Here is a 26,752-nt window from a genome sequence, read left to right as displayed (position 1 = left end):
GTTTTTTATTAGGTAAGAAAAAGTTTTAAATGGGTAGGAAAGTGAAGGGGGAACTAGTCCCCTTTTACTTTACTTTCTATATCTGAAACGCTTTTATGTCGAACATCCATGCCTTTCACCAGAAATATGATGTGTTCGGCAATATTACGGGTGTGATCACCGATTCGCTCCAGTGAGCGCAGTGTCCATAGTATATTCATAGCTCGCGAGATTGAGCGCGGGTCTTCCATCATATACGTCATCAGTTCACGCATTGCTGATTTATACTCGCGATCCACTTGTTTATCTGCGCGGGCCACTTCCACTGCTCGAATTGCATCGAAGCGTGCAAAGGCGTCGAGCGCATTGTGCACCATATTTTGAACAAGGGTGCCCATATGGCGTACTTCCTCATACCCACCAGGTGCCGCACCACTTTGATTGAGAGAAATGGCCATTTTGGCGATTTTCTGTGCCTCATCGCCCATTCTTTCTAAGTCGCGGGTCATCTTGGCAACCGCTAAAACCAGGCGCAAGTCAGACGCCGTCGGTTGACGGCACGCCAATACCGTTGTGCAGTCGTGATCAAGCGCAACTTCTCGAAGGTCTACATCATCCTCAATGCGGATAACTTTCTCTGCCAAGTCGCTGTCGGCGTTTTCAATCGAATTCACGGCGTCTTTGATTTGTTGCTCAACAATACCGCCCATGGCAAGCAGTTTCGTCTGCAATGCTTCAAGCTCTGAGTCATATTGCTGGTATATGTGTTTGTCGAGTTGCATCTTATCCATGGTCTTCCTCACTTATCCGAAACGGCCGGTAATGTAGGCTTCTGTCAAATCGTGCTCAGGGTTAGTGAAAACACGTTTTGTATCATTGACTTCAACCAGTTTGCCGAGGTGGAAATACGCTGTGCGGTCAGACACTCGAGCCGCTTGTTGCATTGAGTGGGTGACTATCGCGATGGTGAAATTTTCTTTAAGCTCGGCGATGAGCTCTTCTATTTTTGCTGTTGCAATAGGGTCAAGTGCTGAGCAGGGCTCATCCATCAAAATCACTTCAGGGCTCACCGCAATGGAACGGGCTATACATAAACGCTGCTGCTGACCACCAGACAAACCCGTACCCGGCGAGTGTAGCCTGTCTTTAACTTCTTCCCATAACCCCGCTTTGCGAAGACTAACCTCGACAATTTCGTCAAGTTCAGCCCGACGTGATGCTAAACCGTGAATCTTAGGTCCGTACGCAACATTCTCATAGATTGATTTTGGGAACGGGTTTGGCTTTTGAAATACCATACCCACCCTTGCTCTAAGCGGCACGATATCTTGTTTGGGGTGATAGATATCCTGCTTATCTAAAATAAATTCGCCCGTGACACTACAGCTTTCAATCGTATCATTCATGCGGTTCAAACAGCGTAAAAAGGTTGATTTACCGCAACCCGAAGGGCCTATCATGGCAATAACCTGATTTTGCGCTATATCGAGATCGACATTGAATATGGCTTGCTTTTCGCCATAAAACACATTCACATTCCGCATCGACATTTTAGGGTTGTCTGAAAGGGGATGTCCCACTGTCTTGCCATCGAATTTATGCTGCGTTGCCTGATCGTCACTTGGCAGCTTAAGCTCAGCGCTATCGTCCGTTGCTGCATTGTTTTGATTTACTGCTTGCACACTATTTCTCCAATTCTTTATTGAGTTGCTTACCAGCGACGTTCAAGACGCTTACGTAGCCACACGGCCAGCGTGTTCATAGAAATCAGTACCGCCAACAACACCATAATTGCGGCCGAAGTTCTCTCTACAAATGCCCGTTCTGGGCTGTCTGACCATAAAAATATCTGTACCGGTAACGCGGTAGCCGGATCGGTTACCCCTCCGGGTATATCGACCACGAAAGCAACCATGCCAATCATAAGCAGTGGCGCGGTTTCTCCAAGTGCCTGTGCTATCCCTATTATAGCGCCAGTTAACATACCTGGCATGGCTAATGGAATTACATGGTGGATGACCACCTGCATTTTTGATGCACCTAATCCGTATGCCGCATCGCGAATTGATGGGGGAACGGCTTTCATCGCTGCCCGACTTGAGATGATAATGGTAGGCAGAGTCATCAAGGTCAGTACCAGCCCCCCAACAAGCGGAATCGAGCGATGCATTTCAAAAAAGCCGATAAAAATCGATAAACCAAGTAAACCGAATATGATTGAAGGCACCGCTGCTAAGTTGTTGATATTGATTTCGATAAACTCGGTAAAGCGATTCCGAGGCGCGTACTCTTCAAGATAAACCGCTGCTGCAACACCAATCGGAAAAGACAGTAAGATGGTAACCAACAGGGTAAATAAAGACCCTGCCATGGCACCAAGAATACCTGCTTGTTCCGGTTCTCTGGAATCTCCGGAGGTGAAGAATGTGGTATTAAATCGACTTTCCATATAACCGTCAGCGATGAATGATTCCACCCACCCAATTTGCTTCTCGTTTAATCGGCCATCGAAACCGGACTCTCCATCTTCCCCTCTGCTTTTATAATAGGTGTCGACATCGTCATCCACCAACATCCACAGACCGATGGTTTGGTTCAACAGGGTCGGGTCGGCTTCTAGCTGACCACGCAGCTTAAACCCGGCGCCATTACTGACCAATGCATACAGTGCACGTCTGTCACGACGAGAACTAGCCTCAGGAAAGCGCTCTCTTAGTGCTGCCTTTATGACACCCTGATAATCTGCCGCGGCAATTTGTTGCGGGTCGGAAGGATCGTTGATGTACAATTGCTCGCTGTCCATCGTCACTTCGAGATAGACGTACGTTTGGAAAAACGCACTGTGACCTTTACCGATAATGTCAGTAAACAGCACTATCAGGCAGGTGATGCCAAATAATATAGCTGCGATCCCGTAAGCCTTAAATCGTTTTTCAGCTCTGTAACGACGCGCTAGACTCTGATTCACTTTATCCAGCGTCGAATTGTTTGAAGACTGCTTCATCGTATTTTAATCCGCTTTATTCGTACTGTTCACGATACTTTTTCACCACCTGAAGTGCGATGAAATTGAGTATCAGGGTTACGGTGAATAGCATTAAGCCTAAGGCAAAGGCAGACAGTGTCTTAGGACTGTTGAATTCCTGGTCGCCAACAAGTAGTTTCACAATTTGCACCGTCACTGTGGTTACCGACTCTAATGGGTTCGCGGTTAGGTGCGCCGCTAATCCTGCCGCCATGACAACAATCATAGTTTCACCAATTGCCCGCGAGACCGCTAATAAGACGCCACCCACAATACCGGGCAAAGCCGCTGGGATGACTACCTTTTTAATGGTTTCTGATTGCGTTGCGCCAAGTCCGAAGGACCCATCGCGTAGTGATTGTGGAACCGCGGTGATCACATCGTCCGATAGGGAAGAAACGAAAGGTATGATCATTACCCCCATAACCAAACCGGCAGCTAAGGCACTTTCTGATGACACATCTAAGCCGATAATCGCCCCTGAGTCGCGCAAGAAGGGGGCAACAGTTAATGCGGCAAAAAAACCATACACAACGGTTGGAACGCCCGCAAGAACTTCTAGCACAGGCTTAATAATATTGCGCACTTTAGGATGCGCGTACTCTGCCAAATAAATCGCGGCCATTAATCCCGCAGGTACAGCAATCAGCATGGCAATCATGGATATCAACATGGTACCTGCGAATAATGGGATGGCACCAAATGCACCAGAACCGCCAACCTGATCAGAGCGAATTGCCATCTGCGGTGACCATTCCATACCAAATACAAAGTCGGTAAATGGTACAGCCTGGAAAAACTTCAAGGACTCAAACAGGACGGAAAGGACGATTCCAATGGTAGTAAAGATGGCAATACAGGCACAGCCAAGTAATACCCATTTAAAGGCTAGCTCAACATGGACTCTTGCCCGCATTGAGGTGTGAATTTTGAGCCAGGCTGCCAGCATTAAAATGATGCCCGCAGATAAGAATGCCACTGTCATTGCCATTTGGTTTGTTTGCTGCAGCGCGCTCAAACGTTCTGCTGCCTGCAGAATGTGTGGCTCAGTAGACAAGCCCATTGTGCTGTTTTGTGCGACATTGGCGACAGTGTCCATTAACAAACCGAGTTCTGCGTCTGACATGTCTTTTACATGGTCAGGCAGCGTTTGAACAATAATCTGGGCAATAAAAAAATCATCAAAAATCAGCCAAATAGCCAATAGAATGAAACTTGGAATACCACACCAAAGTGCAGTCAACGCACCATAGTAGAAAGGTAAAGAGTTGAGGTTTTTCACGCCTCCAACGCCACTCGCGAGGGAAATCGAACGGGTTCGACCAGCGAAATAGGCCACAGCTATCATTAGCAAGCCCACAACCAACAACATCGACGTATCCATAAAACCTCTGACAATCTATGTGTTTGGAACACGGCGCAATTTTTCAGGCGCCCTACAAATTAAAATCAGGCTTATAGATAAGCCTGATTTTTGTTAAATACTCAGACTCGTTCATGAGCCTGCCAAGGTTGTTGGATTATAGTTGCAATAGCTTCAAATTGCCTACGTCTGCGGCAGTTTGTCTACGGCTTCCAGCATCCAACGGAATCATACCTTTTTCGGCTAAGTAACCTTCTTCACCAAATGCTCGCTCACTGGTGAACTCACTCAGGTATTCAGGAATGCCCGGAACTACGCCAACGTGCGCTTTCTTTACATAAAAGTAGAGTGGGCGTGACACTGGGTATGAACCATCAGCGATAGACTCGAACGTAGGTTCATAGCCATCGATTAACGAACCTTGGATCACGTCAATGTTTTGGTCAAGGAAACTGAAACCGAAGATACCAAGCGCATCCGGATTTGCATTTAATTTCTGAACAATAAGGTTGTCGTTCTCGCCAGTTTCAATGTAGGCACCGTCTTCCCTTACTGTGTGGCAGATAGCTTTGTACTGGTCCTTAAGAGATTTAGATTTTGCTGTATCACCGGCTTTTGCTGCCGCTTTTGACTGATTATTTAGGTCGGCGATCCAATCAATCTTTTTACAGCCACCTTCAAGGCCAAGCTCAGCAAAGGCGTCGCGTGTACCTGATGTTGGAGGTGGTCCCAATACTTCTATTTTTAGAGCAGGAAGCGCTGGGTTAACGTCTTTCCACGTAGTATAAGGATTTTCTATCGTTGTTTTAGAGCCATCTGGATTAGGTACATCCTTGGCAAGTGCCAGAAAAATATCTTTACGTGTGAGTTTCATAGGCGCAGCTTTGACTGAGTTGCCAATGACAATACCGTCATAGCCCACCAAGACTTCAACGATCTCATCGACACCATTGCTTGCACACAAGTCTACTTCTGATTGTTTGATGCGACGAGAGGCATTAGCTATATCGGGAAATTGAACCCCCACGCCTTGACAGAACAGCTTAAGACCACCGCCGGAACCGGTAGACTCAACTTTAGGGGTTTTAAACTGTGTTGAACGGCCATAGCGTTCTGCCACTACGGTGGAAAAAGGGTAAACCGTGGAAGAACCAACAATATTAATGTAATCACGCGATGCCATTGCTTCGCTGGAAATCAGCCCGGACATGAGCGTGAGCGCGGTCATTACTATAGACTTTTTCATATAAATTCTCGTCGTTAAATCAACCTGAATTAAAATTCGAGGGCAGTATATGACAGCTTTGTGACACTTTTATTACTAAAGTGCGAGGGCTGTAAAATTATCTCGAACTCATCAATCAAATCTCACCAAATTGCCCTGCTGCTGCGCTTATGCTCATCGAAAGAGCTCCACCAACAAGTAGGTCAGGACGCGAAAACGCGTAAATGATAGCGTCGATGCAATTGCTTTGTCTAGGTGAAGTCAGCAGGCTTGTTGTAAGTAGTTATTGATAAACACTATTTCATTGTTTTTTGTCATGGCTGATTAAGTAATAGCCTTCCGCTTGTTGATGTAAATGCGCTATGCTTGAACGTGACGCGGTAATATAAGGTGCACTTTAATGCTACGCAGTCTGCTGGTTTTACTTTGCTGGGTAAGTGCTACCAGCGCGACACTTGCACAGGAACAGGTTGTATTGCAACTTAAGTGGTTCCATCAATATCAGTTTGCTGGCTATTACATGGCGCTTGAAAAAGGGTTTTACGCAGAGGCCGGTTTTGATGTTGAAATACGCGAGCGTGATCCCGCTACCAATGTTGTTGATGACGTACTGCAGAAAAGAGCCGACTTTGGTATTGCCGATTCTTCAATTGTATTGCAGCGTCTTCTTGGCAAGCCTGTCGTGATTGCCAGCACTGTATTTCAAACCAGTCCTCTTGTTTTTTTAACGCTGAGAGAATCAAACATTACTAGCCCCTATGAGATGAGGGGAAAGCGCATTATGTTTCAACGCAGTGTGGATGATGCATCATTAATCGCGTTGTTAGAAATGTTTGAGTTGAACAGTGACGATTACCAATATATCAAGCACACTTTTGACGACTGGGCGCTGCTCGACCCAGAGGTGGATGTCATGTCAGCCTATCGGTCAAATCAGGTGTTCAAATATGCAGCACGCGACCAGGCTGTAAATATCATCGATCCGGCAAGCTATGGAATTGATTTTTATGGAGACCTGATTTTCACCACAGAAGGCAGAGTAAAAAGCAATCTTGCCCAGGTACAGGCTTTTGTAGACGCCTCTATAAAAGGGTGGGAATATGCATTTGATAACCAGGATGAAACCATCAGAGTTATCCAAAGTAAATATCAGCCTCAAATTGCACTACAAGTCATGGAGCAGGAGGCGCGTATAATGCGCCAGATAGTTAAACCTGACCTAGTTAGTATTGGTACCTTCTATCCACAGCGATTAGAGAAAATTGCTCAAGTCTATCGAGGACTTGGGATGGCGCCTGTCGAAAGTAAAATTGATGGGTTGATTTTGAACGAATATGCACAAAAGGCGCTGGCATTTGATTCTCGTCTTGTCTACATCATCTCTGCCGTACTTGCTTTGGTGCTGGCGTATACGGTGTTTCAGTGGCGCTTTAATACACGTCTGAAGCAAACGGTTAACGCGCAAACAAAACAGCTTTCCGCTGTTAATAATGAGTTGGTAACACAAAACTATCGGCTCATCGAAGCGACTGAACTCGCTCAGGAAGCGAATCAGGCCAAGTCGCAGTTTTTGGCCAATATGAGCCATGAGATAAGAACGCCAATGAATGGAGTGTTGGGATGTCTTCAGTTACTCAATCAGATGCCTCAGTCAGACAAAGCCAAATCGCTTATCAAGTCCGCTATCCATTCCTCTGAGTCTTTACTCTATATCATTAACGATATTCTGGATTTTTCAAAGATAGAAGCCGGGAAGCTTGAGCTGGAGGCTATTCCCTTTGATTTGGATGATCTCATTGCTTCTATTCAATCCTCAATCGAGATGGAAGCAAACAAGAAGTCAATTCAGTTTTCAGTTGATTACGGGCAAATGTATCAGAAAAACTGGATCGGCGATCCCATAAGAATTAAGCAGATATTACTCAACCTATGCTCCAATGCGGTTAAATTCACCCATGAAGGCAGCGTTGAACTGCGAGCCGATGTCAATACAGACGGTGCCCTGGTCTTAGCGGTTCAGGATACCGGTATAGGCATGGATGAGGCCTATCGTCTAAAGCTTTTTCAGCGATTTGAACAGGCCGAGCGCACTACCACACGCAATTACGGGGGTACAGGTTTGGGACTTGCGATTACACAAAGCCTGGTTGCCTTAATGCAGGGGCGCATTAACGTTGAAAGTGAATTAGGCCATGGCTCTATTTTTACCGTTGTGTTACCACTTGATAGTGCTGGGGAAGTTGAGGAAAAGACTGAAACTCAAAGCCAAGTCCCTAATTTGGTTGGCATGCATATTCTTTTGGCAGAAGACAATGAAATAAACCAGTTGGTCTTTCAGTCAATGATTGAACAAACGCAAGCCACTCTGTCTATTGCCAATAACGGCTTCGAAGCATTGCAGTGTGCTAAACAGGGCAATGTTGACCTAATTTTTATGGATATTCAGATGCCTGTTATGGATGGCGTCGAAGCGTGCCAGTCAATTCGCGCTTTAAATATTAATGTGCCCGTTGTTGCCCTCACTGCCAATGTGATGGAGGCAGACATCAATCGATATAAAGCTTCGGGTTTCGACCTTCATATGGGTAAACCTGTTGACATGCATGCCCTCTACCAATGTTGCATGCAGTTTCGGCCTGAACAGTGAGAATAAAATACTTTTTATTTATTACTATATCTCACTGTGCAGGTGTGAATAGATCACTCTTAGTGTTGACATCAATGTCCCTCTGGACGAGGGCCAACTAATAGAAATGTTGTCAATCAACTGATTTTCACTCCATAACTGCAACTTTTCTGCCATGTCTTTAAGTGGCTCAGAGTTGATTTCTTCCAGTACGTGAACGAGCTTTCTGGTTGAAATATGTATGTGCCCTGAGTCGTCTTCTGCGACAGCTTTATCTAACGCTACAATATTGCTGTGCAGGTTATCCATCAATTCATTCAAAGAGCTGGCCAGAGAAGTGACACCCTTGTGATCCTGCAAGTAAGGAAGCAGATCAAACAGTTGTGATGGATTTTCTGGCAAAGGTAGGTCGGCAAAGTCGGGCTTTTTAATTTGAATGGGTTGCGAACCGTCATCAATAAAATGTTTGAGCTCTTCTTTTTGCGTTTCGATAAGGGCTTGTTCTTGCGCGGCCAATTTGTCTTTACTTGTCGCAATTTGTTTTTGAGCGTCAACTAATGCATATTCCTTATCACTGAGCTGCTTTCTACTGTGCTTGAGCTCTTCTTCTAATGCTTCCAACTGGTCTGTTAGTTTCTGTTGACTCTGATGCTGCTCCGAATACGACGCTTTGGTTTGTTCGTATTCTTGTGTGACTGATTGAAGTGCTTGTGTCAATCGTTGTTGTTCTTCCTGCAAGCTCTGTATGCTATTTTCTCTCTCTTGCAGACTGTTTTGTTGTTCATAGACTTGTTGCTTGAGCTTTTGCTCTTCGTCTTCTTGTTGCATCAGTTTAGCCAGTAAGCTGTCTGCCTGTTCTTTGGCTTTGTTGAGTTCTTCCTGTAATTTTTGCTCGTCGGAATGTGTTTGCGAAACAGCGGTTTCAGCCTGCTTAAGCTCTCGAAGCTTATCGTCAAGCGTGAGCTGCATTAATTGATTTTGATTTTCTGCATGCTCCAACGCCTGTTGAAGCTGCTCTTTTTGTTTCTCTATTTCACTTTGCTGATTGCGCCATTGTTCATCACTTCCCTCAAGAATTTCTTTTTGTTTATTGGCGCGAGACTGAACATCTGCCATTTCAAGTGAGAGCTGCGTGAGTTTTTCCTGTTGAGCTTTTCGTTGCTGCTTCTCTTCCTCTACTTGTTGTTGATGGGCCTCCAGTTGTTGTTTGGTTTGGTTGAGTTGTTCTTTCTTAGCCGCGAGCTCATTCGCCAAAGTTTCTTGTTGCTGAAGCAGTTGTTGGTCGTTACTGGCCATTTCCTGCTCTTGCGCTAATGCTCTTTGCTCAACGTCTTTCAATTCGGCCTCTAATGTGCGCACTCGCTCTTCTTGCTTTTTCTTTTCCTCTGCTGTCTGTTGCTGCGCATTTTCTAGCGCATGGAGTGTTGCATCCAACTCTTGTTGTTTGTTAGCTAGTTCATCTTGCATCGCTTGCTGCTGTGCAAGCCATTTTTTATCCACTTCTGCAATTTCTGCCTTTTGCTGTTGGCTGCGATTTTCGACATCTTGTAGTTCTTTCTGTAACTTTTCCAACTCAGCGGCAAAATTGGCACTATTTTGTTTTTCCTGCTCAGACGACTCCCTAGCTTGATCTAATTGGGCCTGAGTTTCATCTAATTGTTGTTGTTTTTGCGCCAGCTCCTGTTCGAGGAGCTGTGTCTGTTGGTTTAGGTCAACCTGTTGCTCCGCCATGTTCTCGAGCATTTGCATCTCTTTTTGCAAATGTTCTACATACTGGCTCTTATTGCTAAGCTGAGCCTGTGCTTCTTCGCACGCCTTTTCTAAGTCACGTCGCTTTTGCTCAGCAAGTTCACTGGCTTTCCTCTGATTAACAAGTTGCTCTCGGAGTTTTTCACTGGCTTTACCCGAACTGGCGAGCTGAGATTGAAGATTTGTGATCTTGTCACTAACATCGTTGATTTGCTGGTCTTTTTCTTCGATAGAGTGCTTAAGCTCATCTATTTTTGCTTGAGAGGCCTGCATAGACGCAAGGTGTTTTTCGTGTTCTTCTTTCAACAATTGTGTTGTTTGCTCGCTTTCAGCCAATTGCTCTTGGGCTTCTTTATTTCTCCGCTCACTGAACTGCAATGCGTCAGCAATCTGATTACGCTGTCGCTCAAGGTGGTTAACTTTATTACTGGAGGCTTCTAGCTGACTTTCCAATTCAGCATTAGCATTTTGACTTTGTGCTAGTAGCTCCCTGTTCCTTTCATAATCACTCTGTAACTCCGACAAATGGTCGGTGATATCTTCATGGGCCTGTTGTAATTCTTTTATTGTAGAAAGCTTTGTCGCCAAATCACTTTCAGCAGCTTCCAGTTTTTGTTGTGTACTTTCTAGTGTTTGTGCGCGACTCGCCAGTAAATCCTGACTATTTTGCAACTGTCGCTGCTTTTCAGCGACTTCTTTTTCTGCCGCCTGACGTAAATTTACTGCTTCAATTCTCGCTGCATTAGCCTTTTTCAGTGCCCTTAGATCAGTCCACATGCACAGCGTAGCGCTGTGTTCTGCTCGACTAAAAAGCGGTACCAAAGTAATCTCACACGGGAGCGTTTCGTCGTGATGTTCATGGGTCCATGAGAAAGACAATACTTGCTTATTTTGCTTGAGTTCTGCAAGGTGCTGGGCCATTTCTTGTGCGTTTTTAGGGCTGGGATTGATTACTTCACTGGCCGGCGACAAGCCTAGCAGTTCGTCTTCTTTCGTTATATCGAAAAACGCACAAGCAGCAGGGTTTAATTTAGTGAAACCATCGTCGTTTAATAAACCGATAGGCATATTGCTATAGGTGATCAGTCGCTCAAGCTGGTGATTTAAATACTCCTGTCTTCTGGCGTCTGTTACCCAGCATACGTAGGCATTTTCGCTGAGTTTATTCACATCTAAACGGGTAGAGAAAACATGGCCATTGGCGTCGATGAAATCGGCCTCAAAGTCTTCGAGTTTTCCAGCCTTGTGCAGATGTTTGGTGGCAACCACCGCGAGCTCAGGTGTATCGAAAAGTGCAGTAAATGTTTGATTAAGCAGGTTGTCTTCTTTCAGTTTTAGTTGGTCGAGCAGCGCCTGATTTACGCGTTTGAACTGGTATCGGTTGTCAAAAATACCCACGCCAATTGGCGCATTGTCGAGAAGCTCTATCACGGTTTTTTCGTGTCTTTGCGCTTCAGCTTCAATGGCTTTTATTGCGGTGAGATCTTCAATTATTACAACGCAACCTTTGTGTTGGGTTGCCGTCATCAGGGGCGCAAAGTGCATGTTAACATCGAGTTGACGACCGTCTTTCATTGTGAGCAGCGCTGACTTCTGGGCGGCTAATGTACCTGTTGCACCTGTATGCAAAGACTTAAAGTAATCATCAAAAGCATCAATATCTTCCAGCCGTTTATTTTTGATACGGTTAACATCTACTTTGAACAAAGTGCCCAGTTTTCTGTTGCATTCGACAATTTGGCTGTTTTCATTCAATACATACATGGGGAAAGGGCTGGCGCTGAGCATGCTTTGAATTAATTTTTGCCCCGCTGCGAGTTTTTCTTTGAGCGAGTGAAGCGGCAATAGGTTAGTGACAACCAAAGTCGCTGCGCTCACGGTGTCCTGATCACCAATAGGTTTGATCTGCGCAGAGATCGAGATGGGAATGATGACCCCTCTAACCAGTATACTTATGTCTAGAGTCTGGTTTTCTCCGTCCTGCAGTTTTGTCCAGAAGCGTTTGAAAGTCAGTGAATCATTATCGTTGAAATACTTGTGCAGCGTGTCTAGTGACAAGGTGCTATTAGGTTCAAGCTTTAAAAGCTCGCATAATGCATTGTTGGGCGTCAGTATCTGGGTTTCAAAGTCTGCATTAGCAATAAGTGTATCGGCATTATCCAAAGTTTCACACAGGTGTTTCTTATCTGCTTCAACGGCAGACAAGTCGCTTTGAAGTTGATTAACATCGTCGATATGAAGGCTTGATGTTATGTCACCCAGCGGCTTTTTGTACCTTACCCAGCGCAACCTGGCATGGCGTTTGTGGTATCCAAGTTGACAGTACAATGTAATCTTACCGGACGATGATTGTTGCGCGTCCTGAAGCTGGCTTGCAAGCTCGTTTTCACACACAGATAACACCGGCTTTCCTACCAGCTCTTCTAACTTTTTCTCTAAAAAGTACGCCGCTGATTGATTAGCGTAGCGGATTACATTGTCATCATCCAGCTGCAAGATACCATCTATAGACAGGTCAATTTGTGCTTGAATTTGTTGCTTTTCTTCCTCGGATGCCTGAAGAGCGGCTTGGCCTTTTTGGGTTCTCTTGAAAAACGTGAAAACGGCCGCTATTAAACCCATAACGGTGATACCGATGAGGCTCAATAAGAGAATAATACTGCTATCGCCCAAGCCGCGTACTGAAGCCGTTATAGCGTAGGCACAGGTAGGCTTTAGCATTACCGCAAGTAATGCCAAGGAATAACTGAAGATTGGCCATCGGCTACATCGAGATGCTGTCATAATGTCTCGTTCTTAAATCGGTGAGATCACAATACTCAAGCATTAACTATATAAAGGAGGCAGACAAATTCAAATCACTGAATGCGTTGCAAGGTGTAAGTTTTTATACGTTTTCTCTGCTTAGGTGGCAGGCATCATGCTATCGCGTTTTCTTTTTTCTCTGGTGATATAGGCAATCCACTGCTCTGCATGACCTTTTGTATCGGCAAAGCGCGCTGCACGTTCACAGGCTTCAATAGCCTGAACAAATTGTTTTAGTTTAAAGCGTGCCATTCCAATTAATAGCCACGCTTCACCGGCTTTTTTGTCTGTTAGACCCTTGTCCAACCCAGCCATTGCTGCCGGGACAACGCTTTTCCATTGCGCCATATCAAAAAGGACATATGCCTGCTTAAGGTAGTTTTCGCCAGTGTCACCTAGTCTGCCTGCGTGCGCATAAGCACTTGCCGCCTTTTTACGTTCAGCAGCCAACTGCCAGGCCTGAGCCAATAGTTCGTAATCTCTCGCTGTCGCTTTTATTTTACCTTCGGTGAGGGCTTTATGGAGCACCATAGCACCTTTGTAGGGGGTTTTTTCTGACATGTAAAGACTCGCCAAATTGCGTAACTGGCTGTATTCGTTCAATTTACCATCGTCGTACAAGGCTTCCATCAATACGGTTTGCTTATCAAGTCGGTCAAGTTGACCATAGATAGAAGCAAGATAAAGAATGTAGCTCTTTTTTGGGTATATACGTATAAGCTCTTCTAAAATTGCTGGCATTTTGTCCAATGCACCAATTTCAAAGTGGGCGGCATTGATAAGCAAAAGAATATTTTCATCCGGCTGTTTTTGCTGTTCATAAGCCAGCGCTCGTCCTGCTTCGCCGGCAGCGAGGGTTTCCTTCCATTGCTCTAACTTGTAGTATGCCTGAGCAAGCAACGCGTAATTAAGCTGGTCAGGTGTTTCGGCTATTGCAACCAGTTGTTCACAATAATTTTTTGCCGATTCATAGTCGTCCTGCATCATGTGCATTTGAGTTAACGTCTTCAGGGTTTGCTCCAATAATCTGCTTGGCATGTCACCTTCTGATAGCAAGACTTGTGAAAACGCCTTGAGCGCACTATCGTTATCGCCCTGTTTGTAATAAAACGTGCCCATCAACGTGTATGTCTGTGCCCGTTCATAGGGCGTAATACTCTTTTCCAACACTTCATTTAACAGTGTGAATGCCTCATCATAAGACCCTTGCTCTGCTGCAATTTGTGCCTTTTCTAATGGTTTAAACACTTTAATACTCAAGGCGTATGATTTTTCTTTTGCCTGTGCAAGGTGTGCAGTACAAATCATACAACTCATAATGAAGATAATGATCCTGATGTTCATTCTTGCGACTCACGTTTTACTAAAGTGTAATTGAACAAGTTGTAAATGCCGGGGACTTCGATGGGCTTACCATCGACAACACGAGGTTTATACTTAAACTTTTTCGCTGCCATAATGGATGACCGGGCAAAGATAGGTGGGCAGCTTCCCTCAACGGTTTCAACGTCTTTAGTGGCACCCGTTGTAGTGACAGTAAACACCACTAGGCATTCCCCTTCTTTGCCTTCTGCTGCCGCTTTAATCGGATAGGTTGGTGCTACCTTGACGATGGGAAGGTATTCTCCGTCCCCGGTTCCAATGCCGGTACCTATTGTCATTCCGACGTCGGCAGACGCAGTAGGCATGGAAACCTGAAGCGCTGTCTCACTCATACTCTGGTCAGAAGACTGCGGTGTGGGAGGCGCGGGCGGCGCTTCTTGTGTTTTTGGGCGCTGAGGCCGTGGTGCTTTACGCTGTGAGCTTTCCTCTCGTTTTATGCGCACAAAATCCAACATGTTGGCTCGAGGCGTATCTATCAGCTCCTGCTGGCTAAATGCAATCAATACGTGCATAAAAAGTGTCAACAGACCCGCGACAACAATACCTATAGCCGCTGCAACAAGTAGCCGAAACGGTAAGAGCCGGTCAGATGTAATGAGTATCGGTGCATGGCTCATACGGTTAACTCTTATCTGCGGCCAACGCGATGTCATACACACCGGCTTTGCGAGATGCGTCCATTACCTTGACCAATGTTTCATTGCGCGATAATTTGTCTGCTTGGATTACCACAATTCCTTTGGGGTTTTCTGCATGCAAGCGCTCGATGTTGGGCCGCAACGCTCTAAGGTCAACTTCACGCCGGTTAATCCAAATTTTATTGTTCTCGTCGATAGCAATAAGTATGTTGGCTTTTTCTTGAACGACAGAAGTTGAAGCCTTAGGCGCATCGACTTCAATACCGGAAAGTTTGACGAACGTCGCAGTGACAATGAAAAAGATAAGCATGATGAAGACAACATCCAGCATCGGCGTGATATCAACACTGGCTTCCTGGTCTTGGGGTTGCTGAAATACAAACTTACGCATGATCTGTTTCCTTGTTACTTGACACCTGAAGTCGTTCCTGGAAAGCAAGCTTTAGGCTGTCAGCTTTGTCAGACAAATAATTGCTGATCATCAAACCCGAAATGGCAACAACCATACCGGCCATGGTTGACACTGTTGCTTTGGAAACACCTCCAGCGGTAGTTCTGGCGCTGTTGTTACCAGTGACAGCAAGGGCGTCGAAAATCTCTAGCATTCCCATCACAGTACCCAGCAGCCCGAGTAAGGGACATACTTTTACGATAGTTTGTATGAGTCCAAGATTACGTTTGACTTCACGGCTTACTCTGCTTACCAGAAGACTGCGTAGTTCATCGTTATACCAAGGCTGAGAAGGTGATAATTGCTGCCATACTGTCAGTAGCTGCCTTTCACGTGATGGTAATACCAGCAGCATAAAAACCAATCGCTCCAGTATTAGTGCCCACATCAGAGCGGCCATGAGAATAATCATTAGCAAAATATCACCGCCGAGTTCCAGCATATCGCCAAACCAGGGAAACGTGTTATCGATCAAGACAAACATAGTCGCTACGCCGGGCTTTCAGAACGCATTGCAATTAACGCCACGGCTTCTTGCTCAATAATCTGGGTGATTTTAGTGGCTTTGCTGTTTACCAAGTTGTGCAATAGCAGGGTAGGTATAGCAACGATTAGACCCAACACTGTGGTGACAAGCGCTTGCGAAATACCCCCAGCCATTAATTTGGGATCACCCGCCCCAAATAGTGTAATGGCCTGAAAAGTAATGATCATGCCGGTAACTGTGCCTAATAGTCCTAAAAGTGGCGCGACGGCGGCACTAATTTTCAAAAATGATAATCCACGGTTAATCGGAGGCACCTCTCTCAATACAGCTTCGCCAAGTTTGATTTCCAGATGATCAAGATTCTCAGATTTATTGTCTTCGTAGGCTTGTATAATCCGGCCAAGTGGATTATTCCCAGGCTTACTAAGGTGATTAAGTTGGTTTTGTATTCTGTTGTCAAGGTACACTAAGTAAAGGAAACGGCCTATTGCTAGAGCCACAACAAGTGCCCCAAGCACAACAATGACATAGCCGATAACACCGCCCTGTTGCACGCGTTCAGTAAGTTGCGGAGCGGTTCCCATTAAAGCGATCAACTGACCACGTATAGGGTCGATTGTCATGGGGATGACGCTACCATGGTTGTCGGCTAGGCTCTCTGCGCCTTGCATGTAACGGGAGGATGGCTGACGAGGGTACTCTACTATTCGGCCTGTTTCGGCAATTCGCTGAAAATATTTTTGATCAGACACTAAGTTAAACGTACCTACGCGAATGACATCTGTTGTCACTTCTTGTCCGGATTGCAGCAATACGGGCTGTTTGGACTTCACTATTTTACCTGATTCTGTCATTTCTCTTTGCAATTCAAACCACAGCGCCTCAATTTCCTGTACAGAGGGAAGCTCAGTAACTTGCCCCATTTTTTCAGAAAAGGCATTTAACCGTGCGCTGCGATCAGGGTAATGAATTTGCACCAGTGAATTATCGAATTGACCCTGGGCGTCATTTGCTACTAGCTGCAATACGCCAAATAGTTCTTTGAGCGAGCCTAGGCGCTCAGTGAGTCGCTCTTTTAACAGGGTAATTTGCTGTTCATTGTCTTCAAAGGTTTGTTCTCTCTGAAGGCTTAAGGCTTCAGCTGCTTGACGAGTATTCTTTGCATCTTCAAGCAGCTGCGACTGTTGTTGCTTGTTCTGATTGAACGTATTTAAACGCTCCTGATTAATCACTTGGTCAGCTCTGTGACCGTGCTTAACTTTTTCGAGTAACTCGTCTACAGAGATACTGTTACTGTTTTGAGATGATTTAGTCTCTTGCGCGTATGCTTGCCCTGTCGCAAAGGTGAGCAACACGAAGTAACATGCCATAAAAAGGACAAAAGCAGGGAGGAGTTTGAACGTTTTCATGGGCGTTCCTCTATCGTCGCAAAGAGAGGTAAGGTGATCAGCTCAGGTGAAATTTCTTCTTTCGCAATCTTTAAGCCTTTCAAAATATGACGTTTATATTGGTTCTCAGTAAGTGGTTGCCATTGCTTTGTCTGATTGTTCCAAAAACCCACACGTTCGCCAGCTAGGTCACGATACATCAGACCTATTCTACCGATACGTAAAAAATCAACGGCAAACTGCTCATCAGCCAATGTGACTCGGCCTTTGTAAGACTCAATGGTGTAACCATATTCATTCTCGATCTGATAGGCTTCAAAAACACGTCGGGTTTTTTCAGAGGTGGTATATTCCGCTTTGGACAAAAGTTCGCGTAAGCCCGCTACTCTCTCCTCCCGCTCGTTGAGGAGAAAAGGTACATCTACTGCCACAAAAGTGTCTAATGCATCAATCATTCGCACCAGTAGTGGCATTATCTGGCGTTCAATCTGCGTCGCATTATTAATGGAAGTATCAAGCTGAGAAATCTGCGATGCTTGGTCGTCTAATTGACGTTGTAGCATGGCGTTGTACATATTGAGGCCGTCAATGAGATACAGCTCGTCCTGATAGGCTTCTTCTAATGACTCAATTTGTTCCTGTTGTTTGTCTACCGCTTTTTGTGCTGCCTGGTTGTCTTCCAGCCTTTCAAGCCCTTTCTTAACCAGTGTTTGGGTTTTGTCCTGAGCTTGTATGTTAGCACTTGAAATCAGCCCTACTAGCAGAGTTATCCATATTGCCAATCGCATGGGTCCACCTGTTGTTATTGTTGCTTATTATCTAAAAAAGCAAAAACGCGAAGTGAACACCAGTTAAACAAAACAGAAGTTTGTTTTAGATCATGTTACGGCATGAGAATGGTGAGCTGAGAGGGCTAAAATTTGAGCTGTAATGCTTCTATAACTTCAGTCTCACACCCAGTTTGTTTAGACCAGCAACCAGTGCCATCATGGTGATTGCGAAAACCGCACTCCATAGAATTCCGGCTACTCCAGACGACAGGACGTCAGGACGAATAGTCCAACCGAATGTCCCCATTGCAGCCAATAAAATATAAGGCAGAATATAAATAAGTAGAGGGTTATTGGCCGCTGGCTCGAATAAGGCGCACCAGGATTTATAGTGCTTTACTTCGACAACCCAGTAGACAATGGCGTACAAACTAGCGCAATAAAAAACGCTCAGTAAGGCCCAGCTGGGCGTGGCCCAGATTTTAGATACGTCCCAAATAAGGCAGGCCGCATAGGCGAGCAAACCGGTTATCGCGACAAACAAAAAAATACCTGCGCCACGCCGCTTAACACGAGGGCTAAAGCATATAAGTGACATAATGAGACCAGACAATACCAACGCAATATGCGTATTGTTGCGGTTTTCCTGCACGATGACACCTATCAGGCCCTCTTGCCCATGAAGACGTTCCAACAATGCAAACAGACCAATAAAAGACAGGCCAATTGCACTCAACACTACTACACGTTGTCCTGCAAGCAAGTAACATAAGAGAGAGGCAATATAAGCCCAACCAATCAAACCTAATATTCCCCACCACTGTGGTGTCATCCAGCTTTCATTAGGACCCTCATAAACCCAGGCCATAGCTAAAAGGCCTATGGTTCCCAATGAGCGAAGTGAAAGGATTTGTGCAGCAGACCAGTGCTTGGGCACACTACTCCAAAGCGCTAGTACAGAAAAATACATAACAAGAGACCAGAGCGCTATGCTTATTGGCATAGCACTTTCATCATAGCCTCCGATACTGTTCACCATATAAAAGCCAATAACGATAAGACCGAAGGCTCTTATTAGTCCATGTTTTAGGATAGCTGTGGGATTGTCTCCCTTATTTTCTCTTGCCTGCACGGCAAAGGGAATTGACATACCCACGATGAACAAAAACGCCGGAAAAACCAAATCGACAAATGTCATGGCGTCGGCGTCGGCAGGCATGTGCTTCATCCAATCGGGGATATTCGCAATGCCCGCGAGTTCGTTAACAAAGACCATTACCAAAATGGTAAAACCACGGAAAACATCAATGGAAAGGATACGGTTATTGGGCAAACTTTGCATAAACTTCCTTGAATTACAACGCTGTCATTGGAAGTTACCTTGTTGAGATTCGCGCAGCAAGTAGATTTGTGTAATAAAAGTGAAGAACGCGCGGAGCCTTGCGCTCGGCGCGTTATGTTGCGCTATTGAGACACTATCTAGAGGCGCTCAAATATCACGGCAATACCTTGTCCGCCACCAATACACATTGTGGCCAGTGCGTATTTTCCGCCGATTCGTCTGAGCTCATGGATGGCTTTAGTCGCAATCACTGCGCCCGATGCACCAATGGGGTGACCGAGAGCAATGGCACCGCCATTAGGGTTAGTTTTGGCTGGATCTAAGTCAAGCCCTTTCGACACAGTTAATGCTTGTGCTGCAAAAGCTTCATTAGATTCTACGACGTCCATATCCGCAATCGATAAACCTGCTTTTGCAAGTGCTGCTTTAGACGCCGGAATTGGGCCTTCTCCCATTACATCGTTGGGAACACCCGCTACCGCATAAGAAACTATCCGCGCCAGTGGCGACAGGTTCTGCGCGTTGGCATAGTGTTCACTGGCCAAGGTTATAAATGACGCACCATCGTTAATGCCAGACGCGTTGCCCGCCGTTACTGTTCCATCTTTCTTGAAGGCGGTGCGCATACCAGCAAGCTTTTCTGCCGTGGTATCGGGTTTAACGTGCTCATCTGTGTCAAATACCGTGACGCCTTTTCGGCTTTTCAGTTCCACGGGCACAATCTGGTCAGAAAAGTACCCTGCTTCGATAGCCGCTTGAGCTCTGGCGTGAGACTGAGCAGCAAAAGCGTCTTGTGCCTCCCGGCTGATATCCCATTTGGCAGCAAGGTTTTCAGCCGTTATGCCCATATGGCCGACACCAAATGGGTCGGTCAGTGCAGCGACCATCATGTCTGTCATGGTACTGTCGCCCATTCTGGCACCGGCTCGCATTGCGGTTGATAGGTAGCCGCCGCGTGACATGACTTCAACGCCACCGCCAATGGCGAGTTCGTGATCGCCAAGCATGATCCCCTGCGCCGAACTTACTACCGCCTGAAGGCCTGAACTACATAGCCGATTTAGTGCCATGGCTGTGGAATCCATAGACATACCTGCCTGTATCGATGCAACGCGCGCCACGTAGGGGAAGCGGGACTCAGTAGGAATGGTGTTCCCGACAATCACAGACTGGTATTTTTCTGCCTCGACGCCAGACGCGTTGATCCCTTGCTTTAACACTTGTCCAGCCAACTCACAGGGTTCAATGCCTTTGAGGCTACCTGAAAAAGTGCCAATTGCAGAACGCACGGCACTTAATACAACAACACTATTTACACTCATAATCCTCTTCCCATCTTAAGTCGTTGACTAATCAATAAACTGCTTGCTCGTCAGTATAGTAAGACAGACATGTGACGAAATGGCTATAGGACATTAGTGGTATGCAATTTTCTTTATGGCTTCTTCAGAAGTTCTAACAGCGCATGAATGGTAGACTCAGTACCCACTTTTACACTGTCCGGTGAGACTTTAAAAAATGGACTGTGGTGAGAAGGTATAGTGGTTTTTCCTTCCATGGCTGATTGCCATTCTTCAGTCGGTGTTCCACCTACACTCCAATAAACTGCAGGTATGTCGTAGCCGTTAGTGAAATAGGGAAAATCCTCAGCGCCCATGCCTGTTGGCGGCACAGAGACAACCCGTTCTTCGCCCATCTGTTGCTGCCAGGTTTGTCTTAATCGATTAACGAGTTCATCGTTATTTACTGTAGGGGGGGTACTTTCGACAATACTGATCTCTGGAAGTTTATCTTCGGGCAGGCCTGCTGCTCTAGCCAAATTCTCCGCAATGCGCTGAATGCCATTGAGTAGTATCTCCCTAGTTTCAAGGTTGGTATTTCTGACGGTTAACTGCAAGACGGCTTTGTCGGAAATGATATTGTGTTTGGTTCCGCTGTGAAATGAACCTACCGTAACGACGCCAGGTTGACGAGGGCTAAGCTCTCTTGATACTAAAGTTTGTAAAGCTAAAACAATTTGAGAACCGAGCACAATGGGGTCTTTTCCCGCATGCGGGCTAGCACCATGAGCGCCTATACCGTGAATGACCAGGTCAAGGCTGTCTGAACCGGCATACGGTGAGCCATTTAGCACATTGACGTAGCCAAGCTCACCATTGGAAGTGACATGAAATGCGAGGGCATAGTCAGGTTTACCAAAAGTGTCCCAAAGTTTTGCATCCATCATCTGCTTGGCACCCATGATGCGTTCTTCAGCGGGCTGACCAATGAGCATCAGCGTACCCGACCACTTATCTTTATTGGCTGCCATATAACGTGCCGTACCTATAAGGCTCGTGACATGAACATCATGGCCACACGCGTGCATTACAGGTACCTGGTTCCCGGTTATTGGCGAAATCTGCGTGGCTGTAGATGCGTAGGACAGCCCCGACTTTTCTTCTACAGGCAAACCATCCATATCAGCGCGCATCATGACGGTTGGGCCTTCGCCATTTTTCATAACAGCGACTATCCCAGTAGAAGGTAAACCATCAATGTCGACACCAACATTTTCAGTCACTGTGAAGCCAACAGCGCTTAGCTCCTGGGCGAGGCGGGCTGCTGTTTTATTTTCAACCAAAGAAAGCTCAGGGTTTTGATGAAAGTGTACAAATAGAGCTTGAAGATGTTGCTCATAATCACGGGAAACAGCGGTGCTGACTTCATCAGCAGACAAGCCTGCAGAACAAAAAATGAGTGAAACTGCGGTTACGAGCCATTTATTCTTCATAGCATTTTCTCTTGGTGTTTTCTGACTGAATAAAAAGGCTAACAGATACCTCGCATTGGAGTAAGGTATTTGTTAGCCAATAACCTGTTAATGGTGACTTAATGGCGATCGAACCAATTTATGATGCGTCGCAATCGTTCTACAAGACTGACTGGGGTACCAGAACGGGAGAGTGAATGGGTTTCTCCCTTAAAAATAACCATTTCTACTGGCACGTTATTGGCTTTTAATGCATAGAACCATTCCTGGCCTTGACCAATTGGCGTGATCATATCTTGGTCGCTGTGAATAATAAGGGTAGGTGTGGTGACATTATTTGCATACTTAAGTGGAGACCGATTCCAATAATAATCAAAGTTGGTCCACAGGTTCCCACCAAACTCCTTGGTCATCTGATAAGGGGTAAACTCCTGCGTGCCTGCTTCTGAAATCCACGAACTCACGCTGCGTTGGGTAACTGCTGCTTTGAAACGATCGGTTTTTGTGGTGATCCAGTTAGTCAAAAAACCACCGTGGCTGCCACCTGTAACATACAGGCGCTTTTGGTCAACCCAAGGGTGTTGCGCCAATATGTGTTCCAGAAACTGTATATTGTCCTGATAGTCAGCGCCGCCATAATCTAGGCGAACAGCCTGGCTATGGGCTAATCCATAGCCACTGCTGCCACGATAATTGACATAGGCAACGGCATAACCCTTTGCCGCATACATCTGATTTTCATGGAACCACTGGTGACCCCACATGCCTCCTGGACCACCCTTTATGTTGAGAATTAAGGGGTAGGATGCATCGTTTGTGAACCCGATAGGTTTGTGTATGAAACCGTGCACATGCATGCCTTCATTATTGGTAAACCATTCATCATCAGCAGGCGATAAGGCCTTTTTGTTCAAAAGTGCGGTGTTAAACGTTGTCAATTGTGTCAACGCTTTGTCATTCAAGTTCAGTCTGTATATCTCAGGTAACAACGTGGCGCTCTCCATGGTAAATAGCAACACGTCTTTATTCTCAGCCACTGCGAGATGTCTGATTGTTTTATCGTCAGGCAGCACTGCTTTGACTTTTACGTCTTCGATGTCGGTGACAAACAAGCGGTTTGCGCCTTTGTCATTGGTCGTGAAGAAGAGTGATTTTCCGTCAGCCGACCAGTGAGAAAACGCTGCGTCCCGGTCAAATTCAGCGGTCAGGTTGACCGTTGTGCTGTCGCTTTTCCTCAGTAGCAATTCGGCTTGAGCATAGGTATCTTCACGGTGCAAATACACTAACGATGATCCTGCTTTAGCCGGGTTAACGTTGAACTGTGCACCCGCATGCGAGGTAAGTGATGTAATGGCTTCTGTTTCAATATCAAGCTGAAAGATATCGCTATTGTTATTTCCTTCGTATTCAAGGCCTGTCTTATTGGCGTGAAAGTATATCTTGGTCCCATCCGGTGACACTCTTGGAGCATTTACGTTCCAATCATCGCCGTGTGTTAATTGCCCAAGTTTTTTACTCTCTATATCGAACAGGAATAAATGACTGCGCTTGTTACTCAGATACCCAGAGCCATTGGCAAGGTACAAAGCATTTTGCACAACAACCATGTCTGGCTCTGCACGTTGTGCAGATGCTTCTTTTTCTTGGTTGGCATCTTTCTTTTTCGCGTCAGCGTCAACCCGCAGCGTTAACAGCAATTGATTTCCATTTGGCATCCATTGGAACGCTGATATGCCGTTTTCTACATAGGTAACTTGTTTGGCTTCTCCGCCATTGGCCGGCATAGTGAACACCTGAGCGTTATCTTCGACAGGACGAATAAACGCAATTGACGAGCCGTCTGGGGACCATTTTGGTGAAGAGTCTGATGTACCCTGAGTGAATGCACTCACCTCATCCTGATCGCTTATTTGATAAATTCTGGTGTGGCGACCTGTACCATCCTCGTTTACCCATGTCTTCACAAATAGCGCTTTGCTGCCGTCGGGTGAGATTTGAATATCTCCAGGAAAAATGAAATCAAAATAATCCTCAGGTATCAGCCCTGATGAATCCTGCGCCTGTGCTTGCGGTAGGGCGGCTAAGACAGTTAAAAAACACAATGCAACTACGGTAATCGGTAATGCTTTATTCAACATCAATAGGTCCTTGCGCTAGTATCCCGAAGGGATCAGTGGAGTCTGGTAAAGAACATAGCGCATTCTTTTCTCAGTTTACATGGTTGATTCAGCATTGAACGCCTATCTGTGCCTTTAGTTTTTTCACACGAGTGCGTCCAATAGGTAGCTCAGTTGAGTCTTTTAGTTGTAGTGAGTACTTGCTTCCTTCTGCTGCGCAGATTGATGCAATCGCGTCAAGTCTAACCGCGTAGGAGCGGTGAATTCTTACAAAATTCGTGCCTAATAGTGTCAGAAGCCTGTCTATGTTTTTGTCATGTACCACGGTTTCACCGCATCGTGTGATCACATCGCAGTAGTGACCAGAAGCTCTTAGGTAAAGCACATCCTCAACGGGTAATAACTGAATCTGGCCTAATTTTTTATAGCTAAGAAATTTGCATTGCGCGTTAGGATTTTGCTCAGTAAGCCTAGCAACAGCTTGGTTAATGCGCTCTTGTGTGAAAGGCTTTCCAATAAAATCGAGTACGCCAAACTCGAAGGCCTCAATAGCTCTGTCGGTATTGGCTGAGACGACAATAGTGTGAAAGCTCTTACTCAATTGCTCTTGCAACAACAAGAAACCATCATTGCCATGTAAGTTCAGGTCAAGAAACAACACGTCGATTGAATTGTCCGACACAAATGCCTGAGCATCATCCAAATTGTCCAGGTGTGTTAACTGTTGCAACTCCTTTCCTATTGCCGATTCAATGAATCTTCGAAGACGCTTTGCGACCATGAATTCATCTTCAATCATTAAGACCTTCATGTTTACTCAATCCTCGAAGGTTAATGGAAAGTGCAAATTGCACACCCAATACTCGCCTGTAGATTGTGCACTGTGTTGCCAGCCAGACCCAAAGCTTTCGTTCATTCTGGCTGTCATATATTGCAAACCTAGTCCGGTATTTAAAGCATTTGATGGAGAGGGGTGAATGATAGGTGACCGAAATTGCAAAGAGACCACTTTTTCCGTCAACTCAATTTCACAGTCAAATTCTACAGTATTGTTGCCATAACGATTGTGGGTCAGGGCATTTTCCAGCAGAGTGAGTAGCACACCAGGTGGTATCATGATCGACTCTGATGGCGTGGTGAGCATCAGTCTGTATGTACCTTTCGAACGATATTCCAAGACTTTTAGATGTGCGCGGCAAAGTGACACTTCTTGAGCTAGAGAGATTCGTTTTTCTTTAGCAAATGTAAAGATATTCCTAAACTCTTCTGCTAGTGCTTGAACGAACTGTATTGCCGTTTTGGGTGACTCTTCAATCCATTCTTCAACGGCGGTAAGTGTATTCAGTATGAAATGAGGCTGCACTTGTCGTTTCACTAATTCAAGCTCTAACCTGCTTGCTGTCAATTGTGTCTGCAAAAGTTGCCTCTGCTGGTTAACCATAGACTGGCTTAATATGTACAACATTAAGCACACAAACACGCTAAAGGATACAAAGAAGTATTGTTCCATGTAAAAATGGGGATTAATTAATACCGGTGATACAACCAGTATTAGTCCGGCCAGCATACTCTTGGCATAAGGTTGAGTTAAGTAAATTGCTCTAATACTTATGGCCATAGATACGCCAATGGAGACCAGAAATATCTGCAGACTGGTGGCGTCATATCCAGTAAACAAAAACAACAATGAGATTTGCAAAATTAACGCAAGGGTTAGCCAAGCCAGTATCTCAGGAACGCGAAACTTGAACAGTTTTAGCGTGAATACTACCAGTAATAGGGCAACGACGAACGTCAGGAGTAATACCAGCTGCAGTCTGGGGATATGCCAGTGATAGGCGTACCCCCACAACCCCCGCCAGGATTCAGTCATAAACAAAGCAACGATCGTCAGGCTGAGCAAACTGAACACCAAATAGCTGCTTTGTTTTTCAGATAACACAAAATGTATTAGACAATAACAGCTCAGTAATAGGAGTCCACCACACATCAGAATCGGTAAGAAGTGATCGCCTACTGAAGATGGAGCCTGATCGTTTTGATCAAAAATAAATGCCCAGAACATGCCAAAGTCTTGTTCAGGTTGGTTGTGATGCGCGGAAAATTGTAGCAGTAAGGTATGTTTACCTTTGCCCGAAAGATGCACTGGAATGGCCAGTCGTGACTCTATGTTCCCCGCAACTTCTGTCTTCTTTGAGTTTCCGGGCACACCATTACTACCAATAAATTCGCCGTCCCACCATGCATGGTAAGAGCCTAACGCTGCAACAAATAAAGACTGCAAATTGGCTTTATCTTCAGGAAAGTCAAATTCAACGAAGATCCATAAGTTTCTCTCTTGCAAGGGAAGTCCCGGAAATGCGCGTTTTTGCATCCTTTCTTTGTAAGAGGGCACTGATTGCCTGTTTTCGCCGTTATTAGGCATATAGAAAAAGTGTGAAGTCATAGTGCGCTCTTCGACTACGATAGTCTCGCTGAGCCCCATCTGACTGAAGAGCAGCAAGATAAGCCAACAGTATTTTACAAGGCGCATTAAATTTACCTGTATTTGAGCCGAACACCATCATAGCAGCTAGCGCTATTAAAAATGAGCAGTTGACGAAGAGGATGAGCAGTTGAGGTATTTATACAGTTAAACCACTGGTAATCCGG

General features: G+C 45.5%; 19 protein-coding genes. 1 reads left to right on the top strand and 18 read right to left on the bottom strand.

Annotated elements, in window-relative coordinates:
- Positions 1–53: 53 nt before the first annotated feature.
- The 5 genes from phoU to DRW07_RS13690 all read right to left on the bottom strand — a co-directional run bounded on the left by phoU (position 54) and on the right by DRW07_RS13690 (position 5,613).
- Positions 54–770: a phosphate signaling complex protein PhoU gene (phoU, locus tag DRW07_RS13710; RefSeq protein ID WP_124028497.1), complete on the bottom strand. Its 717-nt coding sequence runs from the start codon at positions 768–770 to the stop codon at positions 54–56.
- 12 nt (positions 771–782) lie between these two features.
- Positions 783–1,529, bottom strand: a complete 747-nt coding sequence (gene pstB, locus DRW07_RS13705) for a phosphate ABC transporter ATP-binding protein PstB (RefSeq protein ID WP_240630657.1) — start codon at positions 1,527–1,529, stop codon at positions 783–785.
- A 161-nt stretch (positions 1,530–1,690) separates the two neighbouring features.
- The gene (pstA, locus tag DRW07_RS13700; RefSeq protein WP_124028495.1) at positions 1,691–2,983 is read right to left on the bottom strand and encodes a phosphate ABC transporter permease PstA; all 1,293 of its coding nucleotides are present in this window, start codon (positions 2,981–2,983) and stop codon (positions 1,691–1,693) included.
- A gap of 16 nt (positions 2,984–2,999) precedes the next feature.
- Positions 3,000–4,388 (bottom strand): phosphate ABC transporter permease subunit PstC, encoded by a 1,389-nt coding sequence (gene pstC, locus DRW07_RS13695; RefSeq protein ID WP_124028494.1) that lies wholly within the window; start codon positions 4,386–4,388, stop codon positions 3,000–3,002.
- A gap of 136 nt (positions 4,389–4,524) precedes the next feature.
- The gene (locus DRW07_RS13690) at positions 4,525–5,613 is read right to left on the bottom strand and encodes a substrate-binding domain-containing protein (protein WP_124028493.1); all 1,089 of its coding nucleotides are present in this window, start codon (positions 5,611–5,613) and stop codon (positions 4,525–4,527) included.
- A gap of 379 nt (positions 5,614–5,992) precedes the next feature.
- On the opposite strand from DRW07_RS13690, the gene DRW07_RS13685 reads away from it, so the two are divergent.
- Positions 5,993–8,239 (top strand): ABC transporter substrate-binding protein, encoded by a 2,247-nt coding sequence (locus DRW07_RS13685; RefSeq protein WP_124028492.1) that lies wholly within the window; start codon positions 5,993–5,995, stop codon positions 8,237–8,239.
- 24 nt (positions 8,240–8,263) lie between these two features.
- On the opposite strand, the gene DRW07_RS13680 is transcribed toward DRW07_RS13685, so the two are convergent.
- The 13 genes from DRW07_RS13680 to DRW07_RS13620 form a co-directional block, all read right to left on the bottom strand.
- Entirely contained in the window at positions 8,264–12,751 is a 4,488-nt protein-coding gene (locus tag DRW07_RS13680) for a PAS domain-containing protein (protein ID WP_124028491.1), read from the bottom strand.
- A 120-nt stretch (positions 12,752–12,871) separates the two neighbouring features.
- Complete coding sequence (locus DRW07_RS13675; RefSeq protein WP_124028490.1) at positions 12,872–14,116, bottom strand: tetratricopeptide repeat protein; 1,245 nt, start codon at positions 14,114–14,116, stop codon at positions 12,872–12,874.
- Positions 14,113–14,808: an energy transducer TonB gene (locus DRW07_RS13670; protein WP_124028489.1), complete on the bottom strand. Its 696-nt coding sequence runs from the start codon at positions 14,806–14,808 to the stop codon at positions 14,113–14,115. Before DRW07_RS13670 ends, DRW07_RS13675 begins: the two co-directional genes overlap by 4 nt.
- On the bottom strand, positions 14,777–15,184 hold the full coding sequence (locus DRW07_RS13665; RefSeq protein ID WP_124028488.1) for an ExbD/TolR family protein: 408 nt from the start codon (positions 15,182–15,184) through the stop codon (positions 14,777–14,779). The genes DRW07_RS13670 and DRW07_RS13665 overlap by 32 nt, the downstream gene beginning before the upstream one ends.
- A complete protein-coding gene (locus DRW07_RS13660; RefSeq protein ID WP_124028487.1) occupies positions 15,177–15,728 on the bottom strand; it encodes a MotA/TolQ/ExbB proton channel family protein in 552 nt (183 codons plus the stop codon). The genes DRW07_RS13665 and DRW07_RS13660 overlap by 8 nt, the downstream gene beginning before the upstream one ends.
- A 5-nt stretch (positions 15,729–15,733) precedes the next feature.
- Positions 15,734–17,140, bottom strand: a complete 1,407-nt coding sequence (locus tag DRW07_RS13655; protein ID WP_124028486.1) for a MotA/TolQ/ExbB proton channel family protein — start codon at positions 17,138–17,140, stop codon at positions 15,734–15,736.
- A complete protein-coding gene (locus DRW07_RS13650; RefSeq protein ID WP_124028485.1) occupies positions 17,137–17,907 on the bottom strand; it encodes a DUF3450 domain-containing protein in 771 nt (256 codons plus the stop codon). The genes DRW07_RS13655 and DRW07_RS13650 overlap by 4 nt, the downstream gene beginning before the upstream one ends.
- Before the next feature lie 148 nt (positions 17,908–18,055).
- Positions 18,056–19,231, bottom strand: a complete 1,176-nt coding sequence (locus DRW07_RS13645) for a DUF5009 domain-containing protein (protein ID WP_124028484.1) — start codon at positions 19,229–19,231, stop codon at positions 18,056–18,058.
- 137 nt (positions 19,232–19,368) lie between these two features.
- A complete protein-coding gene (locus tag DRW07_RS13640) occupies positions 19,369–20,553 on the bottom strand; it encodes an acetyl-CoA C-acyltransferase family protein (protein ID WP_124028483.1) in 1,185 nt (394 codons plus the stop codon).
- 113 nt (positions 20,554–20,666) lie between these two features.
- Positions 20,667–22,004 carry an amidohydrolase gene (locus DRW07_RS13635; protein ID WP_124028482.1) on the bottom strand — a complete coding sequence of 446 codons (1,338 nt, stop codon included), beginning with the start codon at positions 22,002–22,004 and terminating at the stop codon, positions 20,667–20,669.
- Between the two features lie 98 nt (positions 22,005–22,102).
- On the bottom strand, positions 22,103–24,121 hold the full coding sequence (locus DRW07_RS13630) for a S9 family peptidase (RefSeq protein WP_124028481.1): 2,019 nt from the start codon (positions 24,119–24,121) through the stop codon (positions 22,103–22,105).
- Between the two features lie 88 nt (positions 24,122–24,209).
- The gene (locus DRW07_RS13625) at positions 24,210–24,911 is read right to left on the bottom strand and encodes a LytR/AlgR family response regulator transcription factor (RefSeq protein ID WP_124028480.1); all 702 of its coding nucleotides are present in this window, start codon (positions 24,909–24,911) and stop codon (positions 24,210–24,212) included.
- 6 nt (positions 24,912–24,917) lie between these two features.
- Complete coding sequence (locus tag DRW07_RS13620) at positions 24,918–26,633, bottom strand: histidine kinase (RefSeq protein WP_124028479.1); 1,716 nt, start codon at positions 26,631–26,633, stop codon at positions 24,918–24,920.
- Between the last annotated feature and the right edge of the window lie 119 nt (positions 26,634–26,752).

Source organism: Paralteromonas sediminis (genome assembly GCF_003820355.1).
Lineage (GTDB): Bacteria > Pseudomonadota > Gammaproteobacteria > Enterobacterales > Alteromonadaceae > Alteromonas_F > Alteromonas_F sediminis.
The sequence above is the reverse complement of the archived record's forward strand: the minus strand, read 5'-3'. Positions and strand labels throughout refer to the sequence as shown.

What these genes read in the sequence shown, in the direction of transcription:
- phoU (WP_124028497.1), bottom strand. Translation starts at nt 770, where the DNA reads ATGGATAAGATGCAACTCGACAAACACATATACCAGCAATATGACTCA.
- pstB (WP_240630657.1), bottom strand. Translation starts at nt 1,529, where the DNA reads ATGTCGATGCGGAATGTGAATGTGTTTTATGGCGAAAAGCAAGCCATA.
- pstA (WP_124028495.1), bottom strand. Translation starts at nt 2,983, where the DNA reads ATGAAGCAGTCTTCAAACAATTCGACGCTGGATAAAGTGAATCAGAGT.
- pstC (WP_124028494.1), bottom strand. Translation starts at nt 4,388, where the DNA reads ATGGATACGTCGATGTTGTTGGTTGTGGGCTTGCTAATGATAGCTGTG.
- DRW07_RS13690 (WP_124028493.1), bottom strand. Translation starts at nt 5,613, where the DNA reads ATGAAAAAGTCTATAGTAATGACCGCGCTCACGCTCATGTCCGGGCTG.
- DRW07_RS13685 (WP_124028492.1), top strand. Translation starts at nt 5,993, where the DNA reads ATGCTACGCAGTCTGCTGGTTTTACTTTGCTGGGTAAGTGCTACCAGC.
- DRW07_RS13680 (WP_124028491.1), bottom strand. Translation starts at nt 12,751, where the DNA reads ATGACAGCATCTCGATGTAGCCGATGGCCAATCTTCAGTTATTCCTTG.
- DRW07_RS13675 (WP_124028490.1), bottom strand. Translation starts at nt 14,116, where the DNA reads ATGAACATCAGGATCATTATCTTCATTATGAGTTGTATGATTTGTACT.
- DRW07_RS13670 (WP_124028489.1), bottom strand. Translation starts at nt 14,808, where the DNA reads ATGACATCGCGTTGGCCGCAGATAAGAGTTAACCGTATGAGCCATGCA.
- DRW07_RS13665 (WP_124028488.1), bottom strand. Translation starts at nt 15,184, where the DNA reads ATGCGTAAGTTTGTATTTCAGCAACCCCAAGACCAGGAAGCCAGTGTT.
- DRW07_RS13660 (WP_124028487.1), bottom strand. Translation starts at nt 15,728, where the DNA reads ATGTTTGTCTTGATCGATAACACGTTTCCCTGGTTTGGCGATATGCTG.
- DRW07_RS13655 (WP_124028486.1), bottom strand. Translation starts at nt 17,140, where the DNA reads ATGAAAACGTTCAAACTCCTCCCTGCTTTTGTCCTTTTTATGGCATGT.
- DRW07_RS13650 (WP_124028485.1), bottom strand. Translation starts at nt 17,907, where the DNA reads ATGCGATTGGCAATATGGATAACTCTGCTAGTAGGGCTGATTTCAAGT.
- DRW07_RS13645 (WP_124028484.1), bottom strand. Translation starts at nt 19,231, where the DNA reads ATGCAAAGTTTGCCCAATAACCGTATCCTTTCCATTGATGTTTTCCGT.
- DRW07_RS13640 (WP_124028483.1), bottom strand. Translation starts at nt 20,553, where the DNA reads ATGAGTGTAAATAGTGTTGTTGTATTAAGTGCCGTGCGTTCTGCAATT.
- DRW07_RS13635 (WP_124028482.1), bottom strand. Translation starts at nt 22,004, where the DNA reads ATGAAGAATAAATGGCTCGTAACCGCAGTTTCACTCATTTTTTGTTCT.
- DRW07_RS13630 (WP_124028481.1), bottom strand. Translation starts at nt 24,121, where the DNA reads ATGTTGAATAAAGCATTACCGATTACCGTAGTTGCATTGTGTTTTTTA.
- DRW07_RS13625 (WP_124028480.1), bottom strand. Translation starts at nt 24,911, where the DNA reads ATGAAGGTCTTAATGATTGAAGATGAATTCATGGTCGCAAAGCGTCTT.
- DRW07_RS13620 (WP_124028479.1), bottom strand. Translation starts at nt 26,633, where the DNA reads ATGCGCCTTGTAAAATACTGTTGGCTTATCTTGCTGCTCTTCAGTCAG.